We start from the raw sequence: 20,227 nt of genomic DNA, 5'->3' as shown, positions 1-20,227 counted from the left end.
ACGGGGGGCGGGCCGGGCGCAGCCCGGCCCTGGGGGCACTCAGAACTTCACGAAACCGTCGCCTTCCACCGCCGCGGCCGGCTTGGCCTCGGGCAGCGGCGCGGGCTCGGAGAATCCGTGCGCCACGCGCTCCGCGGCGCGCGGGGCCGCGCCCGCCGGAGCCGGCGCTTCCTCGCCGCGCATGCGGAATTGCGCCGCCGAATCCTGCAGCGCGGCCGCCTGGCCGTTCATCTCCTCGGCGCTCGCGGCCAGTTCCTCGGAGGCCGAGGCGTTCTGTTGGGTCACCGCCGACAGCTGCGCCACGGCCTGGTTGATCTGCTGGATGCTGGTCGCCTGCTCTTCGGAGGCGGCGTTGATCTCCTGCACCAGGTCCGAGGTCTTGCCGATCGCCGGCAGCACCTCGGCCAGCAGCTTGCCAGCGCGGTCGGCCTGTTTCACCGACGAAGACGCCAGATCGCTGATCTCCTTGGCAGCTGCCTGGCTCTTCTCGGCCAGCTTGCGCACCTCGGCGGCCACCACCGCGAAACCCTTGCCATGCTCGCCGGCGCGCGCCGCCTCGATGGCCGCGTTCAGCGCCAGCATGTTGGTCTGGTAGGCGATGTCGTCGATGATGGAAATGCGCTCGGCGATCGACTGCATGGCGCTGACGGTGCCCTGCACCGCCGAGCCCCCTTCCTGCGCCTGCCTGGCCGCCTGCTGGGCCGTGGTGTCGGTCAGGCGTGCGTTGTCGGCGTTCTGGCGGATCGAGGCGCTGGCCTCCTCCAGGGTCGCCGAGGTCTCCTCGACCGAGGCGGCCTGCTCGGACGCCGACTGCGACAGGCTTTGCGAGGTGGAGGAGACCTGCGCCGAGGCCGCCAGCAGCTGCGCCGCGGACTGGCGCACCGAGCCGATCACGGTGCCCAGGCGATCCACCATCTCCTGCATGGCGCGCAGCAGCGCTCCGGTTTCATCGCGCGCGCTCGAATCCACCTGCACGGTCAGGTCGCCGCCGGCCACGGCCTGCGCCACCTTCACCGCCTCGCCCAGCGGGCGCGCGATCGAGCGCGTGATGAGCAGCGCCAGCACCACCGCCACCACCATCGCCAGCACGCCGGCCCCGATGCTGAGCTTGACCGTGGCGCGGTACTGGGCCTGGCTGGCCTCGTACATGGCGTCGATGTCCGCCTTCTGGTCGTCGAGCAGCTGTTGCATCGCGCCCTGAAGCGCGCCGATCTTGGGCAGCGAGTTCTGCAGGTAGGCCTGGGTGGCGCCGGCGAAGTCCCCGGCATTCATTTTCGCCAGCACCGTCTGCTCGGCGCCCCGGCTGTCATGCAGGGCAGCCTGCAGGCCGTGCACGTCGGCCGCGGCCTTCGGGTCCAGCACCATGTGCGTGAGCTTGGTCACCGCGGCGTTGGTCGACACCTGGTTGGCGTGGATCTGCTTGACGTTGTTTTCGGCGCAGTTGTATTGCAGCAGGCACACCAGGGTCACGCGGGTGGTGCCCTGGAAATTGCTGAATGCGGTGTTGGCCGCCCGCTCGGCTTCCACCCGTACGGTGATGATGTCCTTCATCGTGGCGTCGATGCGCGAGAGCTGCATGACGCCGAAGGCGCTGGTCGCAAGCAGCAGGAGCACGAGGATCCCGAAGGCCAGGGTCAGCCGCGGTCCGATGCGAAGTTTTTGGAGCATGGGTCTCGCTTGGGTGAGAAGTTTGGCGCCGACGGGCCGGACCGTGGCGTGAAGAACAAGCATCCGTGACGGTCCGCGCCTTCGGCGCGCTCACACGGAACGGCCAAGGATACATCCGGCGCTCCGGTTTGCCTTGCGAGAAAGCCCGAATTTGCGCGCCAGTGTGACTTTGTTCACAGCGCCCGGCGCAATTCCTCGGCCATGGCATCGACGAATGCACGCGTGCGCGCCGACAGCCAACGCGCGCTGGGATAGGTCAGGCTCACCGGCCAGGGCTCCACCTCGAAATCCTCCAGCACGATGCGCAGCCGCCCCTGCGCCAGCAAGGGCGCGGCCTGGTAGGACAACACCCGGCAAAAGCCCAGGCCCTCGGCACAGGCATGCAGCACCGGGGCCGCCAGGTTGCACTGCAGCGGCCCCTGCACCGCCACTTTGCAGTCCCGTCCCGAGTCCTTCTCACGGAAGGTCCACACCCCCGATTCCGCGTTGTCGAAACGCAGGCACGGCAGGCCGGCCAGGTCGCGCGGATGCTCCGGCACGCCCAAACGGGCCAGCAGCTGCGGGCTGCCCAGCACCACCCTGCGGATGCTGCCCACGCGCAGCGCCACCAGGGTCGAGTCCTGCAGATGCCCGATGCGGATGCCCACGTCGAGCCCCTCCTCCACCAGGTTGACCACGCGGTCGAGCAGCACCAGGCGCACCTGCACGCGCGGGTAGCGCCGCAGGAAGCGCGTGACCGCCGGCGCCACGTGGTATTGGCCGAACAGCACCGGCGCCGTGATACCCAGCGAGCCCGCGGGCTCGGCCCGCCCCTCGCCCACCATGCGGTCGGCTTCGTCGAGGTCGGCCAGGATGCGCCGCGCACGCTCCAGGTACTGGCGCCCGTCCTCGGTGAGCGACAGCCGGCGCGTGGTGCGGTTGAGCAGGCGCACGCCCAGCTCCTTCTCCAGCGCGGCCAGCATGCGCACCGTGGCCGACAGCGAACTGCCCTGCGCCTGCGCCGCCGAGCTGAGGCTGCCGTGCTCGACGATGGCCACGAAGCCGCGCAATGCACGCAATTTGTCCATGAAAGGGAGGATGAGGCCGGGAACGGAAAGCTGCGCAGACGGAGCAAGCGGCAGAAACCGCGCCCATGATTACGCCGTTTTACGGCGTAGTCAAATGCGCCTGCGATTCTTTATTGCGGAGATTTTCGCCACCACAATGCCCCCATCGACCCTCAACCCGGAGCAGCCCCCATGTCCGCCGAGCCTCCCATCGTGCTGTATCGCCACCCGCTGTCGGGCCATTGCCACCGCGTGGAACTGCTGCTGAACATGCTGGGCCTGCGCTACCGGACCCGCGACGTCGACCTGCTGGCGGGCGAGCAGCGTCAGCCCGCCTTCCTCGCGATCAATCCCTTCGGGCAGGTGCCGGTGATCGACGACGGCGGCACCGTGGTGGCCGATTCGAACGCCATCCTGGTCTACCTGGCGATGCACTACGGCGAGGCCTCGTGGCTGCCGCGCGACGCGCTGGGTGCCGCGCGGGTTCAGCGCTGGCTGTCGCTGGCCGCCGGAGCGCTGGCCCACGGGGCGGCGCGCGCACGCGCGGTCCGCGTGTTCCGGCGTGCGATGGACCCCTCCGAGGCGATCGCGGCCGCGCAGGCCCTGTTCGCGCACATGGACAGCGCGCTGGAGGGCCAGACCTTCCTGGCCGCGGACGGCCCCACCATCGCCGACCTGGCGATGTACAGCTACACCGCCCATGCCCCCGAGGGCGGGGTGTCGCTCGAGCCCTACCCCCGGCTGCGCGCCTGGCTGGAGCGCGTGCAGTCCCTGCCCGGCTTCGTGGCCATGCCGGCCTCGCCCACCGCTTGAACCGGGAGCCACGCCATGTCATCGGACTCCGGCCCCGACAGCGTGTTCCACGCCGGCGAACGAGCGCTGCAGGAGCAGGCCGGCTCGCGTGAGTCCCTGGCGCGGCACGGCGCGCGCATCCTGGCGAAGGCCATGCCGGAGGCTCACCAGGCCTTTTTTGCGCAGCTTGCCTGGCTCGTGCTCGGCGCCGCCGATGCGAGCGGCCAGCCCTGGTGCAGCCTGCTCGAGGGGGCGCCCGGCTTCGTCCATGCCCGCCACGCGCGCAGCCTGCGCGTGCAGGCCCTGCCGGACGCGCAGGACCCGCTGGCCGCCTGCCTGCACGAGGGCGCGCAGGCGGGCATGCTGGGTATCGAGCTGGCCACGCGCCGGCGCAACCGGGTGAACGGGCGCGTGGTGGAACTGGACGCCACCGGCTTCACCGTGGAGGTGCAGCAGAGTTTCGGCAACTGCCCGCGCTACATCCAGCGGCGCGAGCAACTACCCGGCGTGGGCTCGGCGGAGCAGCCGCAAGCCCTGCGCTCGCCTCGCCTGCAGGGCGAGGCGGCGGCCCTGGTGCGCCGCGCCGACACCCTGTTCATCGCCACCCGGGCCGCCGAGGGCCAGGCGGGCGGCGGGGCCGACGCCTCGCACCGCGGCGGCAAGCCCGGTTTCGTGCAGGTGGACGACACCGGCAGCCGCCTGGCCTGGGCCGATTTCCCCGGCAACCTCTACTTCAACACCCTGGGCAACCTGTTGCTGGAGCCGCGCGCCGGGCTGCTGTTCCCCGACTTCGCCAGCGGCGACCTGGTGCACGTGGCGGGCCGTGCCGAGCTGCTGGACGGCGCGGCGGCGGCGGCCCTTGGCGCAGCCGAGCGCGCCGTCCTGCTGCACGTGGAGCAGGTGATCCACCGGCCCGGGGCGCTGAACCGGCGCTGGCGCCTGCTGGAGTATTCACCCTACCTGCCGGACTGAGGAACTCCCATCGGCGCGCGCCCGGGAAAGCCCCGGCAACCCCGGCAGCCCCTGGGCGGCGCTGCGCAGCTGCGCGCGATCTGCTGAAATACCGCTGCCAACAACATGGGAATCCCAAGATGACCGACTCCAGACCTCTGCATTTCGTCACTTTGCTCGGCAGCCTGCGCAAGGGCTCGCTCAACGCGGCCATCGCCCGCGCCCTGCCCGCGCTGGCGCCCGAGGGCGTGCGCATCTCGGCGCTCGGCTCGGTGGCCGAGTTCCCGCACTACGACGCCGACCTGCAGGCCGGGGGCTTTCCCGCGCCGGTGCAGGCCATGGCCGAACAGATCCGCGGCGCCGACGGCGTGATCATCGTCACGCCCGAGTACAACTACTCGGTGCCCGGCGCGCTGAAGAACGCCATCGACTGGCTGTCACGACTGACGCCGCAGCCCTTCGCCGGCAAGGCCGTGGCCATCCAGACCGCCTCGCCCGGCCTGCTGGGCGGCGCGCGGGCCCAGTACCACCTGCGCCAGAGCCTGGTGTTCCTGGACGCCCACGTGCTCAACAAGCCCGAGGTCATGGTGGGCCAGGCGGCCGCGAAGGTCAGCGGCGACACGCTGGAACTGAGCGACGGCGCCACGCGCGATTTCATCGCCACCCAGCTCAAGGCCCTGGCGGCGCTGGCCGCCAAGGTCGCCTAGGCGCCGGCGCGGCCGCGGCGCGCGGCCCGTATGTCGGCGGATCTGTTCGAGCAGGGCACGCGCCTGCTGGGCCAAGGGCGCGCGGCCGAGGCCGCCGCGCTGCTGCGGGCCGCGGTGGCCCTGCAGCCCGGCATGGCCGAGGCCCACGCCAACCTCGCGCTGGCACTGGAGCGCGGCGGCGACGACGACGCGGCCCGCGCGCACCACCTGCGGGCCCTCGCGCTGGCGCCGGCGCGGGACGAGGCCTGGTGCAACTACGGCGCCTTCCTGGAGCGCGACAAGCAGTACGCGCAGGCCGAACAGGCCTACCGCGAGGCGCTGCGCCGGGCGCCCGGCAGCGCGGCCGCCTGGAGCAACCTGGGCGTGCTGCTGGACATCCTGCGGCGCAGCCCCGAGGCCGAGCAGGCGCACCGGCGGGCGGTGGCGCTGGCGCCGCACTGGCCGCAGGCCAGCGTCAACCTCGCTCAGTGCCTGCTGCGCCAGGGGCGCATGGAGGAAGGCTGGCGGTATTACGAGGCGCGAGACTGGTCGAAGGATTTCGCCGCCCGCGTGGACATCCCGCGCTGGGACGGCGGCCCGCTGCAAGGCCGCGCCCTGCTGCTGGGCGTGGAAGGCGGCCAGGGCGACATGATCCAGTTCTGCCGCTACGCCCGCGAGCTCAAGCGGCGCGGCGCTTCGGTGCTCGGCATCCTGTGCCACCCCGCGCTGCAGCCGCTGCTGCGCCAGGCCGAGGGCATCGACCACGCCATCGCCGTCGGCCCCGAGGCCGGGGGCCGCCTGCCCGATGTGGCTTGGGACCTGTGGTGCCCCACGTTGAGCCTGCCCGCGCTATGCGCGACGCGGCTGGATTCCATCCCCACCGATCTGCCCTACCTGCGCGCCGACCCCGCGCGCGCCGCCGCCTGGGACGAACTGCTCGGCGAGGGGCCCGCGCTGCGCGTCGGACTGGTGTGGAAAGGCAACCCCCGGTTCTCCAACGACCGCGAACGCTCGCTGCCCGGGCCCGGGCTGCTGGCGCCGCTGGGCGCGATCTCCGGCGTGCGCCTGTACAGCCTTCACCCCGGGAGCGGCGAATGCGCCGACGAAGGCACCGCCGGCCCGAATGCCGGCGAGGCGGCAGCGCCGCCCATGGTCGCGCTGGGTGCCGGCATCCGCGATTTCGCGGACACCGCGGCCATCGTCAGCCGGCTGGACCTCGTGATCAGCGTGGACACGGCCGTCGCCCACCTGGCCGGCGCGCTCGCCCGCCCCTGCTGGGTGCTGCTGCCCCGCCACAAGACCGACTGGCGCTGGTTGGAGCAGCGCAGCGATTCCCCGTGGTACCCGGGGGTGATGCGCCTGTACCGGCAGGGACCGGGCGAGGACTGGTCAGGCGTCATCGCCGAACTCACGCGCGACCTGCGGACCCTGGCCGGAGCGAGGCCGGCCCCGGCTCAGGGCCCTGGGTCCACCGGACTCCGGCGATAGGGGTAGTTCTTCAGGCGCACGTCGCTGCGGGTGATGGTCTGCCCCACCGACCTGGCCGGATCCACCCATTGCGCCCACTGGAAGTCCGGAAGGACCTCGGCGCTGTAGCTCTCGCTCAGCGGATGGTCCAGGATGTCGTTGACCTGTTCCCATTGCTGGTAGCGCATCTGGTCGACCTGGTACGGCGTGGGCTTGCCGCCCGCCGACTTCACCACGGCCTTCAAGGCCTCGATGTCCAGCATGCTCACCCTGGGTTTCCAGGTGATCTTGCCGGGCAGCATCACCGGCTCACCGGGAATGTTGTTGATGCCCTCCTTCCACGTGGCGAGCACCGCGACCTTGGTGTCCTCGCGGTACAGCACGATGGCATGGCTGTAGCGCTTGTCCCGGAAGAACCCAAGATTGCCGTATTGCAGCCGCGCCCCGGTCAGGAAGGCGACACCGTCCGACCAGCAGGGCGAGTCCCCGCTGATGCCCCACAGCACGCTTCGGTCGATGATGCCGTCGGGAAACAGAATCCGGAAGGCCACCCAGGCCGCGTTGGCCACGTGCACCGTTCCCTCGCAGTCGTGCCCGTGGAAGCGGATCATGTCCTTCAAGGTCACCGGGTAGGTGTAGGGGTAGTAGCGCCCCTGCGTGCCCTGCGTGGCCAGCATCTCGAAAGTCGGCGCGTAGGGCCGGTTCACCATCGACGCATACCAGGTGGGCGAACGGTCCGGCGCCTCCACTCCCGTCTCGATGAAGATGGAGCGCCCTTCCACGAAAGTGGGCGGCGCCGCCCAGGCCAGCGCGCACACCGCCCATGCGGCTGCCGCCAGCACTCCACGAATGCCACGCATGTCCCTGCCTCCCGAAGGCGCCCGAAGCGCGCGCGGCGCACGACGCGCCGCACCCAAGCCCGCCAAGCACGAGACTCACTGTAGGCGCGAAGACGCGGGATCGAGCTTGACGCACCTCAACTGCGGTGGCGCGCGACAGGCCGCGCATGCGGGGTCACAGGGGGCCGCGCAAGTCGGCATCAAGCGCGCAGCAAGGGCAGCACGATGCGCCGCAGGCGTTCGGTGGTCCACGACGGCTGCGCATCGTTCCAGCCGTCGTCGGCCAGCAGGCCCCGGCGGTCGATGGTGAAGCTCACCGGAATGCGCCATACGCGCCCGTAGGCCCCCGCGTAGGCGCTGCCCAGAAGCCCGACCGGAAAACCCAGCCCGGCAGCCACCTCGCGCACGGCCGGCAGGGCGTCCGGCGTGTCCAGGCTGAAGCCCAGCACTTCGAGACCCTGGCGCCGGTGCCGCTCGTGAAAGGCCGAGAGCAGCGGCAGTTCCTCGCGGCAGGGCCCGCACCAGGTGGCCCAGAAGGTCGCGATCACCACCTTGCCGAGCAGCTCGCGGGTCGCGATGCTGCGCCCATCCAGGCTGTGCAGCACCAACGGCGGCGCCGGGGCGCCGACCCGCAAGGCCTCGTCCGCGCGCGCCCCCGGCGCGACCGCGCCGAGCAGCAGCCAGGCCAGCGCGCGCCGCAACGACTCGCGCCGCGCGACCAAGGTGGCAGATCCTTCATGGAGCGGATGCGGAGTCATGGGGCGTGGTTGCGCAAGCCTGGCCGGGGTTCCTCGGCCCGTATCATGCATCACGATTGCTCCCCTGCCCCATGACCGCCCTCGCGCGCCTGCGTCGTTCCAGCCGCGGCCTCCTCGTATGGATGCTGCTGGCCGCCTACGCCTGCACGCCGCTGGCGGCGTGGGCGCAGCCGCGTGCGCTTGCGGTGAGCGTGCCCTTCTGCACGACGCAGGCGCCGGCTTCGCCCGGCACCCCCGCGCCGCGGCGCATCGTGCTGCGCTTCAGCGGCCATGCGCAGGTTGCCGCGAGCGCGCTGGCGCTCGCGCTGCCCGCCGCTTCCCCACGGGGTTTCGCGGTCGCAGGCAAGACGGGCGTCCCGCCCACGCCGGCACGCGACGCCCGCGCCGCGCTTGCCTTCGCCTGGCGCCCGCCACCGCGCGCGCCACCGGGTTTCCCGACACGGCTTTGACACCTTGCCGCCCGCGGCGCCGCCAGGCCCGCGCGCGGCTCCAGCCATCACATGCATGGCGAGCGCCCCGCCCCGTCGCGGACAGCGCCGCCCTGCCACGGGAAGTCCTCTCATGCCTTGCGCAATCCGCCCCCTGGCGCGACTGCTGGCGCTGTGCGCCGCGCTCGTCCCCGCATCCGCCTTCGCCTGCGCCACCTGTGGCTGCGCCCTCTCCTCCGACGCAGCCATGGGCTATTCGGCCTCGGCCGGATGGCGCATCAGCCTGCAATACGACTTCATCGACCAGAGGCGGCTGCGCTCCGGCACCTCGGCCGTATCGGCTTCCCAGGTAGCCGCAATCAACGACGCCGGCGGCACGCAGGAAGTCGAGGGTCGCACCATCAACCGCTACTGGACCCTGGGCCTGGCCTACAGCCCGAACGCAAACTGGACCCTCAGCCTGCTCGTGCCGGAAATCGACCGCAGCCACACGACCTACGGTACGGCCTCCAACCCGCTGTCCTCGCAGGATCTCAGCTCGGCCACGGTCCACGGCGTCGGCGACATCAAGCTGCTCGCCGCCTGGCAGGGGCTGCTGCCCACGCATGCGCTGGGCCTGCAGCTCGGCGTGAAACTGCCCACCGGCGCCTACGGCGGGCCCGACGCCGCGGGAACCGGCGTGGCCGGGCACGACCCGGCGGCCTTCTCCAGCGGCCCGAACGCGCGGCAGCCCTCGCCAGGCAACCTGCTCGACACCAGCCTGCAGGCCGGCAACGGAAGCACCGACCTGATCGTCGGCGCGTACTACTACCAGGCCGTGAGCCAGAACTTCGACGCCTTCGCCAGCGCGCAGTTCCAGGCCTCGGTGCAGCACCGGCTCGACCAGCCGGGGCAGGACTTCCGGCCGGGCAACCAGGAGAACCTCAGCGTCGGCCTGCGCTACGAAAGGAATCCCGACTGGGTGCCGCAGTTGCAGCTCAACCTGAGCCACAAGAGCGCCGACCAGGGCGCGCTGGCCGACACCGCCGACACGGCAGGAACCGTGCTCTACCTCAGCCCGGGCGCCAGCGTGGTGCTGGCTCCCGGAGTCGTCGCCTACGGCTTCGTGCAACTGCCGGCCTACAGCAACTTGCAGGGCTACCAGCTGTTCCCGCGCTGGACGGCCAGCGCCGGCATCAGCCGTGCCTTCTAGTGTTTTCCAGGGCTCCCCGCGCGGCCGCGGCTCGATGCCGCCACCCGCGGCGCAGACCGGCGGCCTCGCATCAGGTGGCGGCGAAGGGAGAGCGCGCACCCGGCGCGGCCGGGTCGCGCAGTTCCTCGCGCACGGCGGCCACGATGCGGCGGATGCGCGCCGAGGTGTCCGGGCAGGCCAGCATGGCGTCCTCGGTGGTGCAGGTGGCGAGCAGTTGAATGTTCAGCGATGCGCTCTCGAGCACGCGGGCGGACATCGTGCGCAGGGTCTCGAGCATGGCCTCGTGGGCGTGATGCGCGCGCGGCGAGGTGTTGACCAGCGCCACCGGCTTGCCCACGAAGGCCTCGTCGGCGACCAGCCAGTCCAATGCGTTCTTCATCACTCCGGACACGCCGTGCGCATATTCGGGGCTGGCGATCAGCAGGGCGTCGGCGCCCTGCACCGCCAGGCGCCAGCGCCGCGCCGGCTCGGGCGCGTCGGGCTCCAAGTCCGGGTTGAACAAGGGCAGATGCCCCAGCCCGGCGTACACCGTGACCGGAGTCCCGGCCGGCGCCAGCCGGGCCGCCGCGCGGCAGAACGCGGCGTTGATCGAGGCCGCCCGCAGGCTGCCGGGAATCGCGAGGATGTGCATGGGAGAGCCCGTGTGCGGGGAGCTGGAACGAATCGACCCTCACAATACCAGCCTGTACCCGGCGCCGCTCTCCGTCAGCAGATGCCGGGGCCGAGCCGGCTGATCCTCCAGCTTGTGCCGGAGGCGCCCCATGTACACCCGAAGGTAGTGCGGGTTGTCCAGCGCATTGGGGCCCCAGAGCTCCTGCAGCAGGCGCCGGTGGGTGAGCAGCCCTCCCGCGTTGCGCGCCAGCAGTTCGAGCAGGCGGTACTCCATCAGGGTCAGGTGGACCGGGGCTCCAGCCTTCTCCACCGATCTCTTGCCCATGTCGAGCACCACCTCGCCGAAACGCAGCACGCTGCCATGCTCGCCGGTCTTGCGCCGGCGCAGCGCGGCCCGGACCCTCGCGAGCAGTTCGGCGACCCCGAAGGGCTTGGTCAGGTAGTCGTCGGCCCCCAGGTCGAGCGCGGACACCTTCGCGGCCTCCTCTTTGCGCGCCGACAGCACGATCACCGGCGCCTGGCTCCAGGCGCGGAACTCGCGCAGGAACACCATGCCGTCGGCGTCGGGCAGGCCCAGGTCGAGCAGGACGAGGTCCGGCCGGCGCGCCGCGGCATCGAGGAGTCCCCTCCCGCATTGCTCGGCCTCGTGCACGCGGTACGCCTCGGCCTCCAGCGCCGAGCGCACGAAGCGCCGGATCCCGGCCTCGTCCTCAACCACGAGGATCAGCGGCTGGCTGGTCATGCGCGATGTCCTCCGCCGTCTGGTCCGGCCCGTCGTCAGCCGGCTCGTCCGCCTGCTCGCTCGCCAGCTCGGGCGAGGCCCGCAAGGGCAGCTCGAAGCTGAAGCCGGCTCCGCCTTCGGGCCGGTTGAGCGCGCCGATGCTTCCGCCGTGCGCCTCGATCACCGAGCGGCAGATCGCCAGCCCCAGGCCCACGCCGGGCACCGGCGACTCCGACTGGCCTCGCGCGAACTTGTCGAACAGCTCCTGCTCGCGCCCCCGCGGCAGTCCCGGCCCCTCGTCCCACACGCTCACGCGCAGCACGCGCCCCAGCGCGCGCGCGCTGACCCCGATGCGGGTCCCGGCCGGGGTGTACTTCAAGGCATTGTCCAGCAGGTTGACGAATACCCGCTCGATGAGTTGGGCGTCGACCTGGATCAGCGGAAGATCCGCGGGCAGGTCCAGGCTCAGCGGGTGCTGCGCGAGCTGTTCCTCGTCCAGCTCGCGCAAGGCGCTGCCGAGCAGTTCCTCCAGCGACTGCCAGTCCTTGCGCAGCCTCACCCTGCCGGACTGCAACCTGGCCATCTCCAGCATGTCCTCCACCATCCTGGCCACGCGCCGCGACTGCTTGCCGATGGAATCCGCCTGCGCCTGCAGCGTCGGTGCCTCGCTCGCGGCGCGCATGCGCAACAGGTCGGCGGCACCGATCAGCGAGGTCAGTGGCGTGCGCAGGTCGTGCGACAGCGCGGACAGCACCGAATTGCGCAGGCGTTCGGCCTCCATCGCCACCAGGGTCTCCTGCGCGACCTCGACGAAGTGCACGCGCTCCAGCGCGATGGCGATCTGCGTGGCGATGGTGTCGAGCAGCCTGCGCTGCTCGGGCACCAGCACGTTGCGCTGCAGGCTGGGGGCCACGACCAGCACGCCGCGCACCCGCATCGGAGCCTTCAGCGGCAGATACAGCAAGCCGAGCGCGGGCAGGGTGTTGGTGCCGATCCCCGCCGGCTCCTCATGCTCCAGGCACCAGCGGGCGAGGTCGGTGTCCACGTCGTCGATCGGCCCCGCGGGGTCGGGCGAGTCGGCCGGGTAGAGCTTCTCGTCCTTGCCCAGCAGCAGCAGCGCGGCGCGCGCGCGAAATCCGTTGCGCACGGAACCCAGCCCGAAGTCCACCACCTGCTCCACGGTGAGCGCGCCGGACAGGTCGCGCGAAAGGGCGTACAGGTCGCGCGCGCGGCCTTCGCGCAGCTTGGCCACCCGCACCTGGTAGCGCAGCCCCGAGGTGAGGTGGCCGATGAGCAGGCCCACGCCCAGCATGACGCTGAAGGTGAACAGGTACTGCACGTCGCTGACGCCGAAGGTGAAGCGCGGGGGCACGTAGAAGAAGTCGAAGGCCAGCACGTTGACGAAGGCCGCCAGCACCGCCGGCCCGCGTCCCAGGCGCCAGGCGGTGAGCACCACTCCCGCCAGGAACAGCATGACCATGTTCGACAGATCGAAATAGCCCAGCAGCGGGCTGGCCAGCAGGGTCACCGCGGCGCTGCCGGCCAGCGACCAGGCGTAGTCCCGCCACGGCAGGGGCGCCGCCTCGCCCACGCCGCCCGCCGGCTCCGCCACGGGCTGCCCCGCGTCGGACTCGGGCGCCAGCAGGATGAGATCCAGATCCGGCGCCAGGGCGCCCAGCGCGCGCGCGAAGGAGCCGTGCCGCAGTTCCCGCCACCAGCTGCGCCGGCGATGGCGGGCCATGAGCACGCGGTTGAGGTTGTGCGTGCGCGCATAGGCCAGCACCTCGGCCGCGGCCTGCTGCCCCGCCAGCACCGCGCTGTGCGCGCCGAGGTCGCGGCCAAGCTGCAGCAGCTTGAGAATGGCCGCGCGTCGTGCCTCGGCCAGCTGCTGCAGCGGCGGCGTCTCGGCGTAGACCACGTGCCAGCGCGCGTGCAGCGCCTCGGCCAGGCGCGCGGCGGCGCGTACCAGGCCGGGCCCGTTGTCGGGCCCCACGCAGACCAGCAGGGCCTCGGACGCGCTCCACACCGCGCCGCCCACCTGGGTGCTGCGGTAGCTGCGCATCTGGCTGTCGACCCGCTCGGCGGTCAGGCGCAGCGCAAGCTGGCGCAGCGCCAGCAGATTGCCCTTGCGAAAGAAATTCCTCAGCGCGCGCGCCGCCTGCGCGGCGACGTAGACCTTGCCCTCGCGCAGGCGCTGCAGCAGTTCGTCGGGCGGAAGATCCACCAGCACGACATCGTCGGCCTGCTGGAACAGGCTGTCCGGCACGGTCTCGCGCACCGGCACCTCGGCGATGCTGGCGACGATGTGGCTGACGCTGTCCAGGTGCTGCACGTTGAGCGTGGTGTACACGTCGATGCCGGCGGCCAGCAGTTCCTCGACGTCCTGCCAGCGCTTGGGGTGGCGGCTGCCCGGGGCGTTGCTGTGCGCCAGCTCGTCCACCAGCAGCACGGCGGGCCGGCGCTGCAGCGCGGCGGCCAGGTCGAACTCCTGCACGGCGCGGGCGCCCTCGCCCAGGCGCGCACGCGGCAGCAGCTGCAGGCCTTCGAGCAGGCGCTGCGTCTCCTGGCGGCCGTGGGTCTCCACCACGCCGCACACCACGTCCACCCCCTTGGCGCGCAACTCGCGCGCCGCGCCGAGCATGGCGTAGGTCTTGCCGACGCCCGGCGAGGCGCCGAAGAAGATCTTCAGCCGGCCGCGCAGCGCCTGCTGCTCCTGCTGCTCGACCTCACGCAGCAGGGCATCCGGGTCCGGGCGGTCGTCGTCGGTCATCGAGCAGAGCGGGTGCTTGGCGGCCGCGGCGCGCGGTCAGGCTCTTTCGCTGTCCGTATTGTGCCTGCGCCGGCACTCAGCGAACACGCGCGGGAACGTCGCCGTCGAGCGCCAGGTTCAGCTCCAGCACGTTCACGCGCGGCTCGCCGAACAGACCCAGCGCGGGGTGCCGGGCGAAGCGATCGATGACGGCCTGCACCTGGCTTGCCGGCAGGTGGCGCGCCTGCGCGATGCGCGCCACCTGGTACTGCGCCGCCGCCAGGCTGATGTCGGGATCGAGCCCCGATCCCGAGGCGGTCACCAGGTCGGCCGGCACGGCGACATTCGCCTCGGCCGGATCGGCGGCGCGCAGCGCCTCGACCCTGGCCTTCACCGCGGCCAGTTCCGCGGGATTGCTCGGGCCGAGGTTGGACCCGCCGGAGGCCAGGCCGTTGTACGGCTGCGGCGAGGTCGCCGACGGACGTCCCCAGAAGTCGCGCGGTGCCGAGAAGGACTGGCCGATCAGCCGCGAGCCGACGGGCCTGCCGCCCACCGCGAGCACCGAGCCGCCGGCCTGCCACGGAAACACGAGCTCGGCCGTTGCGGTCACCAGCAAGGGGTAGATCAGCCCGGTCAGCAGGGTGAAGCCTGCGAACAGAAGCAGCGCGGGTCGAAACATGCGAAGCATGGCAGTCTCCGGGTCAGACCAGGTGCAGCGCGTTCAGCAGCAGGTCGATCGCCTTGATGCCGAAGAAGGGAAGAATGATTCCGCCGGCGCCGTAGACCAGCAGGTTGTTGCGCAGCAGCACCGAGGCCGACAGCGCGCGCAAGCGCACTCCCTTGAGCGCCAGGGGAATCAGGAACACGATGATCAGCGCGTTGAAGATCACCGCCGACAGAATCGCCGAATCCGGGGTGGCCAGGTGCATGAGGTTGAGCGCGCCCAGTTGCGGATAGGTGCCGACGAACATCGCCGGAAGGATGGCGAAATATTTCGCCAGGTCGTTGGCGATGCTGAAGGTGGTCAGCGCGCCACGGGTCATCAGCATCTGCTTGCCGATTTCCACCACCTCGATCAGCTTGGTCGGATTGGAGTCCAGGTCCACCATGTTGCCGGCTTCGCGCGCCGCCTGCGTGCCGCTGTTCATCGCCACCGCGACGTCGGCCTGCGCCAGCGCCGGCGCGTCGTTGGTGCCGTCGCCGGTCATCGCCACCAGGCGACCCTCCGCCTGGTACTTGCGGATCAGCGCCAGCTTGGTCTCCGGCGTGGCCTCGGCCTGGTACTCGTCCACCCCAGCCTCGGCCGCGATCGCCGCCGCGGTGAGCCGGTTGTCCCCGGTGATCATCACGGTCTGGATTCCCATGCGCCGCAACTGGGCGAAGCGCTCCTTGATGCCGTCCTTGACGATGTCCTTGAGCTCGACCACGCCGAGCACCCGCCGGTCATCGGCCACCACCAGCGGCGTGCTGCCGCGGCGCGACGCGGCCTCGACCAGTTCCTGCAGGTCCTGCGGCAGCAGGCCGCCGCGCTCGCGCACGAACCCGGCGATCTCCTGCGCCGCGCCCTTGCGCACGGGCCTGCCGCCGATGTCCACGCCGCTCATGCGGGTCTGCGCGGAAAACGGCACGAAACTGGCGTGCAGCGACTCCAGGCCGCGTTCGCGCAGGTTGAAGCGCTGCTTGGCCAGCACGACGATGCTGCGCCCCTCCGGGGTTTCGTCGGCCAGTGAGGCCAGCTGCGCGGCGTCGGCCAGCTCGCGCTCGCTCACGCCCGCCACCGGCAGGAAGGCGCTGGCCTGTCGGTTGCCCAGGGTGATGGTGCCGGTCTTGTCCAGCAGCAGCACGTCGATGTCGCCGGCGGCCTCCACCGCGCGCCCCGAGGTCGCCACCACGTTGGCTCCCAGCATGCGGCTCATGCCGGCCACGCCGATGGCCGACAGCAGGGCGCCGATGGTCGTGGGGATCAGGCACACCAGCAGCGCCACCAGCACGGTGATGCTCACGGGCCGGCCCGCTCCGGCCGCCTGGACCGAATGGATCGAATAGGGCAGCAGCGTGACCGTCGCCGCCAGCAGGATCACGGTCAGGGCCACCAGCAGGATGCTCAGCGCGATCTCGTTCGGGGTCTTGCGCCGCCTGGCGCCCTCGACCAGGGCGATCATGCGGTCGAGGAAGGAGTCGCCGGGATCGGCCGTGCAGCGCACGACGATCCAGTCCGACAGCACCGTCGTGCCGCCGGTCACCGACGAGAAGTCGCCGCCCGACTCGCGGATCACCGGGGCCGACTCGCCGGTGATCGCGCTTTCGTCGACGGTGGCCGCACCCTCGATGACCTCACCGTCGCAGGGAATCACCTCGTGGGCCAGCACGACCACGACTTCGTCCTTGCGCAGCGCGTCGCCGTCGACCAGGGTCCACGAAGCGCCGTAGCGCGGCTCGGCGAGCCTCCTGGCCTGGGTTGCAGTGCGGGTACCGCGCAGGCTGGCCGCCTGCGCCTTGCTGCGCCCTTCGGCCAAAGCCTCGGCGAAATTGGCGAACAGCACGGTAAACCACAGCCACACGGTAACCGCCAGGATGAAGCCTGCCGGCGCCTCACCGCGCCCGTGCAGCGCCTGCAGCCACAACCCCGTGGTCAGCAGGCTGCCGACGTAGACCACGAACATCACCGGGTTGCGCAACTGCACCCGCGGGTCGAGCTTGCGAAACGAATCGAGCACCGCGGGTCCGAGCAGCGCGGCATCGAACAGGGGAAGGCGTTCACGCGTCATCATCGTTCCTCGTCACGGATCAATGGCCGGCCCACAGCGCCAGGTGCTCGGCGATGGGCCCCAGCGCCAGCGCCGGCAGGAAGGTCAACGCGGCCACCAGCAGGACCGTGCCGAGGAGCAGGCTGACGAACAGCGCGCCATGCGTGGGCATGGTTCCGCTGGACGCGGCCAGGCGCTTTTTCGACGCCAGCGATCCGGCGATGGCCAGCGCGGCGACGATGGACACGAAACGGCCGAACCACATCGCCAGGCCCAGGCCCAGGTTGTAGAAGGGCGTGTTGGCGTTCAGCCCGGCGAAGGCGCTGCCGTTGTTGTTCGACGCCGACGTGAAGGCGTAGAGCATTTCCGAGAATCCGTGCGCCCCCGGGTTGGCCGGGCCGGCCAGGCCGGCCGCGGTGACCGAAGCGACCGCGGTGCCGAGCACCACCAGAAGGGGCGAGACCAGCAGCCCGATCGAGACCATCTTCATCTCGAAGGACTCGATCTTCTTGCCCAGGTACTCCGGCGTGCGGCCGATCATCAGGCCGCCGACGAACACCGCCATCAGCGCCACCAGCAGCATGCCGTACAGGCCCGTTCCGGTGCCCCCGGGGGCCACCTCGCCGAGCTGGATCAGCAGCATGGGCACCAGGCCGCCCAGCGGGGTGTTGGAGTCCAGCATCGAATTCACCGCGCCGGTCGACGTACCGGTGGTCGCGGCGGTGAACACCGCGGTCGAGGCGATGCCGAAACGCGTCTCCTTGCCCTCCATGCTGCCGCCCGACTGCAGCGCGCCAGGCTTCTGGTCGACGTGCAGCGCGATCAGCGCGGGGTTGCCCTGCTGCTCGAAGTGCGCCTCCGCGGCCATCGCCCCGCCGAGCAGGATGGCCATCGCCGCCAGCAGCGCCCAGCCCTGGCGCGGGTCGCCGACCATGCGGCCGAAGGTGAAACTCAGCGCGACCGAGATCAGCAGCAGCGCGAAGATCTCCAGGCCGTTGCTCAGCGCGTCGGGGTTCTCGTAGGGATGCGCCGAATTGGCGTTGTAGAAGCCTCCGCCGTTGGTCCCGAGTTCCTTGATCGCCTCCTGCGAGGCCACCGGTCCCAGCGGCAGGGTCTGCCGTGCGGCCTGCGAGGCCACCATCACCGGCTGCCCCCTGGCGTCGCTCAGCGGATGGCCCTGGGCATCGGTCCCGGGCACCTGGAAGCTGACCGGGGCGATGAGGTCGACCGTGCGGTCGGCGCGCAAGGTCTGCGGCACGCCCTGGCTGACCAGCACGATGGCGAACACGAAGGAGAGCGGCAGCAGCACGTAGCTCGTGATGCGGTGCAGGTCCACCCAGAAGTTGCCGATGGTCGAGGCGCCGCGCCGCGCGAATCCACGCACCATGGCGAAGGCCACCGCGATGCCGGTGGCCGCCGACAGGAAATTCTGCACCGCCAGGGCGGCCATCTGCACCAGGTTGCCCATGGTGCTCTCGCCCGAGTAGCCCTGCCAGTTGGTGTTGGTGACGAAGCTGATGGCGGTGTTGAACGCGGAGTCGGGGCTCGGCGCCCCGAAATGCTGGGGATTGAGCGGAAGCACCCCCTGCAGGCGCTGCAGCGCGTAGACCGCCAGCACCCCGAGCACGTTGAACAACAGCAGCGCACGCGCGTAGGCGCCCCAGCCCATCTCCTCGCCGGGCCGCGCGCCGGCCAGGCCCAGCAGACGGGCCTCCAGCGCGAGCAGCGCCGGGGGCATGCGCCCCTCGGCCAGCGCGGCCATGTACAGGCCCAGCGGCCTGCCGACGAGCAGCAGGGCCGCGAACAACACGGCCAGCAGAACCCAGAACGCCGGAGTCATCAGAACTCCTCCGCGCGCACCAGCGCATACACCAGGTACACCAGCAGCAGGAACGCGACGATCCCGCCCAGCACGTACAGCGGGTTCATGTCAGCGGCCCGCCTGCAGTTTTTCGCAGCCGCGGACCAGCCAGACCATGGCGGCCCAGCCCAGCAGCACAAGTCCCAAGTACAGAAAATCCACGACGGCTCTCCCGTTGCATCGCTGGGAGAAGCCTAGGACCGAGGACCTCAACGCCGCGTAAATTCGGCGCTAGTGTGCTGTCCCGCCAGGAACCGTCATTTCGCCGGGCCGCCCGCGCCGCGCAGCCGGCGCCCGGCGCGCACCGCGTCGGCCAGCTGCTCCAGCACCCCGACGGTGGCGTCCCAGCCGATGCAGCCGTCGGTGATGCTCTGGCCGTAGCACAGCGAGGCCGGATCGCCGCCGAGGGTCTGGCGCCCCTCGACCAGATGGCTCTCCAGCATCAGTCCCAGGATGTCGCGGCTGCCGCCGGCGATCTGCGCGGCCACGTCCGCCGCCACCAGCGCCTGGCGCCGGTAGTCGCCGCCGCTGTTGGCGTGGCTGCAGTCGATCATCACGCGCTGGGCGATGCCCGCGTCCCGCAAGGCCTGCACCGCGGCCGCCACGCTGCCGGCGGAGTAGTTCGGTCCGGACTCGCCCCCGCGCAGGATCAGGTGGCAGTCGGGATTGCCCGTGGTGGTCACCACGATCGCGCGCCCGTCCAGCGAAATGGACGGAAAGCGGTGCGACTGCGCGGCAACGACGATGGCATCCACCGCCGTCTGCAGCTTGCCGCTGGTCGGGTTCTTGAAACCCAGCGGCGCCGACAAGGCCGAGGCCATCTGGCGGTGCAGCGGACTCTCGGTGGTGCGCGCGCCGATGGCCCCCCAGGACAGGAGCTCGGCGTAGTACTGCGGCGTGACCAGGTCCAGGATCTCGGAGGCCGCCGGCACCCCCAGGCCCGCGCAGGCCACCAGCAGGGAGCGCGCCTTCAACAGGCCCTTGTGGATGTCGCCCCGGCCGTCGAGGTCCGGGTCGTAGATCATGCCCTTCCAGCCCAGGCGCGTGCGCGGCTTCTCGAAATACACCCGCATCACCAGCAGGAGCGCGTCGTCCACCCGCGGCGCGGCCTCGCGCAGACGCCCCGCGTACTCCAGCGCGGCATCGACGTCGTGGATGGAACAGGGGCCGGTGACCACCATCAGGCGGTCGTCGCGCCCGTGCACGATGTCGCGCACCAGGCCGCGCGAGCGCGCGATCACCGCCTGCTCGGCCTCCCCGGCCGGCACGGCGGCATGCAGTTCACGGGGCGTGGGCAGCAGTTCCTCGCCTGCGATGCGCAGGTCGGCGATGCGGGTGGGCATGGGAGATGCGGAGGTGGTGCGATCGATGCCGCGGCATGATAGTGCCAGCCTCGCGCCGGCACCGGACAGCCTGCTAGCCTGGATATTTCATGAGCCGCCATCGACGTCGGGTTTGGCATCGAACACGAAGCGAGTGGCATCGCGGATGAGGGCCTGAAGCCTCGACGCGCGGGTCTTGGCGAACGCAGGGCGCAGTACCCCCTTACCCCCGTTGTTCGTCAACGTGCCGGGGACAGCACTTTTCGCGGCTCAAGGGGCCAGGGCGTGGGCGGCGCTGAGGAACACGTGCTTGAGGGGATGGCTGGAGGCCAGCAGCAGCCGCACGCGGCGGGTGTTGCGCACGACGGCCGCGCCGATCTTGAGCAGC

18 protein-coding genes are annotated in these 20,227 nt (G+C 71.2%); 6 read left to right on the top strand and 12 right to left on the bottom strand.

All coding sequences use genetic code 11. The features are described from left to right. Positions 1 to 39: 39 nt before the first annotated feature. On the bottom strand, positions 40 to 1,668 hold the full coding sequence (locus tag D466_RS0106485) for a methyl-accepting chemotaxis protein (RefSeq protein WP_018912902.1): 1,629 nt from the start codon (positions 1,666 to 1,668) through the stop codon (positions 40 to 42). Positions 1,669 to 1,841: 173 nt separating this feature from the next. Next, a complete protein-coding gene (locus tag D466_RS0106480) occupies positions 1,842 to 2,735 on the bottom strand; it encodes a LysR family transcriptional regulator (protein ID WP_026284967.1) in 894 nt (297 codons plus the stop codon). A gap of 171 nt (positions 2,736 to 2,906) precedes the next feature. Between D466_RS0106480 and D466_RS0106475 the strand changes: the two genes are divergently transcribed. The 4 genes from D466_RS0106475 to D466_RS0106460 all read left to right on the top strand — a co-directional run bounded on the left by D466_RS0106475 (position 2,907) and on the right by D466_RS0106460 (position 6,631). Further along, a complete protein-coding gene (locus tag D466_RS0106475) occupies positions 2,907 to 3,527 on the top strand; it encodes a glutathione S-transferase family protein (RefSeq protein ID WP_018912900.1) in 621 nt (206 codons plus the stop codon). A gap of 15 nt (positions 3,528 to 3,542) precedes the next feature. Continuing rightward, the gene (locus tag D466_RS0106470) at positions 3,543 to 4,478 is read left to right on the top strand and encodes a pyridoxamine 5'-phosphate oxidase family protein (RefSeq protein WP_018912899.1); all 936 of its coding nucleotides are present in this window, start codon (positions 3,543 to 3,545) and stop codon (positions 4,476 to 4,478) included. Positions 4,479 to 4,597: 119 nt separating this feature from the next. Next, the gene (locus tag D466_RS0106465; protein ID WP_018912898.1) at positions 4,598 to 5,164 is read left to right on the top strand and encodes an NADPH-dependent FMN reductase; all 567 of its coding nucleotides are present in this window, start codon (positions 4,598 to 4,600) and stop codon (positions 5,162 to 5,164) included. A gap of 30 nt (positions 5,165 to 5,194) precedes the next feature. Then, complete coding sequence (locus tag D466_RS0106460; RefSeq protein ID WP_018912897.1) at positions 5,195 to 6,631, top strand: tetratricopeptide repeat protein; 1,437 nt, start codon at positions 5,195 to 5,197, stop codon at positions 6,629 to 6,631. Here D466_RS0106460 and D466_RS0106455 read toward each other — a convergent pair. Continuing rightward, a complete protein-coding gene (locus tag D466_RS0106455; RefSeq protein WP_156004083.1) occupies positions 6,598 to 7,470 on the bottom strand; it encodes an FmdE family protein in 873 nt (290 codons plus the stop codon). The genes D466_RS0106460 and D466_RS0106455 overlap by 34 nt on opposite strands. Positions 7,471 to 7,649: 179 nt before the next feature. Next, the gene (locus D466_RS0106450; RefSeq protein WP_051083693.1) at positions 7,650 to 8,207 is read right to left on the bottom strand and encodes a TlpA disulfide reductase family protein; all 558 of its coding nucleotides are present in this window, start codon (positions 8,205 to 8,207) and stop codon (positions 7,650 to 7,652) included. A 71-nt stretch (positions 8,208 to 8,278) separates the two neighbouring features. Between D466_RS0106450 and D466_RS22680 the strand changes: the two genes are divergently transcribed. Further along, positions 8,279 to 8,656 (top strand): hypothetical protein, encoded by a 378-nt coding sequence (locus tag D466_RS22680; RefSeq protein WP_018912894.1) that lies wholly within the window; start codon positions 8,279 to 8,281, stop codon positions 8,654 to 8,656. Between the two features lie 112 nt (positions 8,657 to 8,768). Next, a complete protein-coding gene (locus tag D466_RS0106440) occupies positions 8,769 to 9,827 on the top strand; it encodes a hypothetical protein (RefSeq protein WP_018912893.1) in 1,059 nt (352 codons plus the stop codon). Positions 9,828 to 9,897: 70 nt separating this feature from the next. On the opposite strand, the gene D466_RS20820 is transcribed toward D466_RS0106440, so the two are convergent. The 8 genes from D466_RS20820 to D466_RS0106395 form a co-directional block, all read right to left on the bottom strand. Further along, complete coding sequence (locus tag D466_RS20820; protein WP_018912892.1) at positions 9,898 to 10,458, bottom strand: NADPH-dependent FMN reductase; 561 nt, start codon at positions 10,456 to 10,458, stop codon at positions 9,898 to 9,900. A 39-nt stretch (positions 10,459 to 10,497) separates the two neighbouring features. Beyond that, positions 10,498 to 11,181 carry a response regulator gene (locus tag D466_RS0106430; RefSeq protein ID WP_018912891.1) on the bottom strand — a complete coding sequence of 228 codons (684 nt, stop codon included), beginning with the start codon at positions 11,179 to 11,181 and terminating at the stop codon, positions 10,498 to 10,500. Beyond that, a complete protein-coding gene (locus D466_RS0106425) occupies positions 11,150 to 13,930 on the bottom strand; it encodes a DUF4118 domain-containing protein (protein ID WP_018912890.1) in 2,781 nt (926 codons plus the stop codon). Before D466_RS0106425 ends, D466_RS0106430 begins: the two co-directional genes overlap by 32 nt. A gap of 76 nt (positions 13,931 to 14,006) precedes the next feature. Continuing rightward, positions 14,007 to 14,597: a potassium-transporting ATPase subunit KdpC gene (gene kdpC, locus D466_RS0106420; protein ID WP_018912889.1), complete on the bottom strand. Its 591-nt coding sequence runs from the start codon at positions 14,595 to 14,597 to the stop codon at positions 14,007 to 14,009. A 13-nt stretch (positions 14,598 to 14,610) separates the two neighbouring features. Beyond that, positions 14,611 to 16,677 carry a potassium-transporting ATPase subunit KdpB gene (gene kdpB, locus D466_RS0106415; RefSeq protein WP_018912888.1) on the bottom strand — a complete coding sequence of 689 codons (2,067 nt, stop codon included), beginning with the start codon at positions 16,675 to 16,677 and terminating at the stop codon, positions 14,611 to 14,613. A gap of 19 nt (positions 16,678 to 16,696) precedes the next feature. After that, positions 16,697 to 18,496, bottom strand: a complete 1,800-nt coding sequence (gene kdpA / locus D466_RS0106410) for a potassium-transporting ATPase subunit KdpA (protein ID WP_018912887.1) — start codon at positions 18,494 to 18,496, stop codon at positions 16,697 to 16,699. Then, entirely contained in the window at positions 18,496 to 18,585 is a 90-nt protein-coding gene (gene kdpF, locus D466_RS23175) for a K(+)-transporting ATPase subunit F (RefSeq protein ID WP_018912886.1), read from the bottom strand. Before kdpF ends, kdpA begins: the two co-directional genes overlap by 1 nt. Positions 18,586 to 18,774: 189 nt before the next feature. Beyond that, positions 18,775 to 19,860 (bottom strand): 3-deoxy-7-phosphoheptulonate synthase, encoded by a 1,086-nt coding sequence (locus D466_RS0106395; RefSeq protein ID WP_018912884.1) that lies wholly within the window; start codon positions 19,858 to 19,860, stop codon positions 18,775 to 18,777. Positions 19,861 to 20,227 lie beyond the last annotated feature (367 nt).

The sequence above is a fragment of the Thiomonas sp. FB-6 genome (assembly GCF_000377645.1).
GTDB lineage: Bacteria > Pseudomonadota > Gammaproteobacteria > Burkholderiales > Burkholderiaceae_C > Thiomonas_A.
Note: the sequence above shows the minus strand (reverse complement) of the source record. Positions and strands in the feature narration are given on the sequence as shown.

Excerpts from the sequence above, each read along its gene's own strand:
- D466_RS0106395 (WP_018912884.1), bottom strand. The coding sequence starts at position 19,860 with ATGCCCACCCGCATCGCCGACCTGCGCATCGCAGGCGAGGAACTGCTG.
- D466_RS0106460 (WP_018912897.1), top strand. The coding sequence starts at position 5,195 with ATGTCGGCGGATCTGTTCGAGCAGGGCACGCGCCTGCTGGGCCAAGGG.
- kdpC (WP_018912889.1), bottom strand. The coding sequence starts at position 14,597 with ATGCTTCGCATGTTTCGACCCGCGCTGCTTCTGTTCGCAGGCTTCACC.
- D466_RS0106455 (WP_156004083.1), bottom strand. The coding sequence starts at position 7,470 with ATGCGTGGCATTCGTGGAGTGCTGGCGGCAGCCGCATGGGCGGTGTGC.
- D466_RS0106440 (WP_018912893.1), top strand. The coding sequence starts at position 8,769 with ATGCCTTGCGCAATCCGCCCCCTGGCGCGACTGCTGGCGCTGTGCGCC.
- D466_RS0106465 (WP_018912898.1), top strand. The coding sequence starts at position 4,598 with ATGACCGACTCCAGACCTCTGCATTTCGTCACTTTGCTCGGCAGCCTG.
- kdpA (WP_018912887.1), bottom strand. The coding sequence starts at position 18,496 with ATGACTCCGGCGTTCTGGGTTCTGCTGGCCGTGTTGTTCGCGGCCCTG.
- D466_RS0106470 (WP_018912899.1), top strand. The coding sequence starts at position 3,543 with ATGTCATCGGACTCCGGCCCCGACAGCGTGTTCCACGCCGGCGAACGA.
- D466_RS0106480 (WP_026284967.1), bottom strand. The coding sequence starts at position 2,735 with ATGGACAAATTGCGTGCATTGCGCGGCTTCGTGGCCATCGTCGAGCAC.
- D466_RS20820 (WP_018912892.1), bottom strand. The coding sequence starts at position 10,458 with ATGCACATCCTCGCGATTCCCGGCAGCCTGCGGGCGGCCTCGATCAAC.
- D466_RS0106430 (WP_018912891.1), bottom strand. The coding sequence starts at position 11,181 with ATGACCAGCCAGCCGCTGATCCTCGTGGTTGAGGACGAGGCCGGGATC.
- D466_RS0106475 (WP_018912900.1), top strand. The coding sequence starts at position 2,907 with ATGTCCGCCGAGCCTCCCATCGTGCTGTATCGCCACCCGCTGTCGGGC.
- kdpF (WP_018912886.1), bottom strand. The coding sequence starts at position 18,585 with ATGAACCCGCTGTACGTGCTGGGCGGGATCGTCGCGTTCCTGCTGCTG.
- D466_RS0106425 (WP_018912890.1), bottom strand. The coding sequence starts at position 13,930 with ATGACCGACGACGACCGCCCGGACCCGGATGCCCTGCTGCGTGAGGTC.
- kdpB (WP_018912888.1), bottom strand. The coding sequence starts at position 16,677 with ATGACGCGTGAACGCCTTCCCCTGTTCGATGCCGCGCTGCTCGGACCC.
- D466_RS0106450 (WP_051083693.1), bottom strand. The coding sequence starts at position 8,207 with ATGACTCCGCATCCGCTCCATGAAGGATCTGCCACCTTGGTCGCGCGG.
- D466_RS22680 (WP_018912894.1), top strand. The coding sequence starts at position 8,279 with ATGACCGCCCTCGCGCGCCTGCGTCGTTCCAGCCGCGGCCTCCTCGTA.
- D466_RS0106485 (WP_018912902.1), bottom strand. The coding sequence starts at position 1,668 with ATGCTCCAAAAACTTCGCATCGGACCGCGGCTGACCCTGGCCTTCGGG.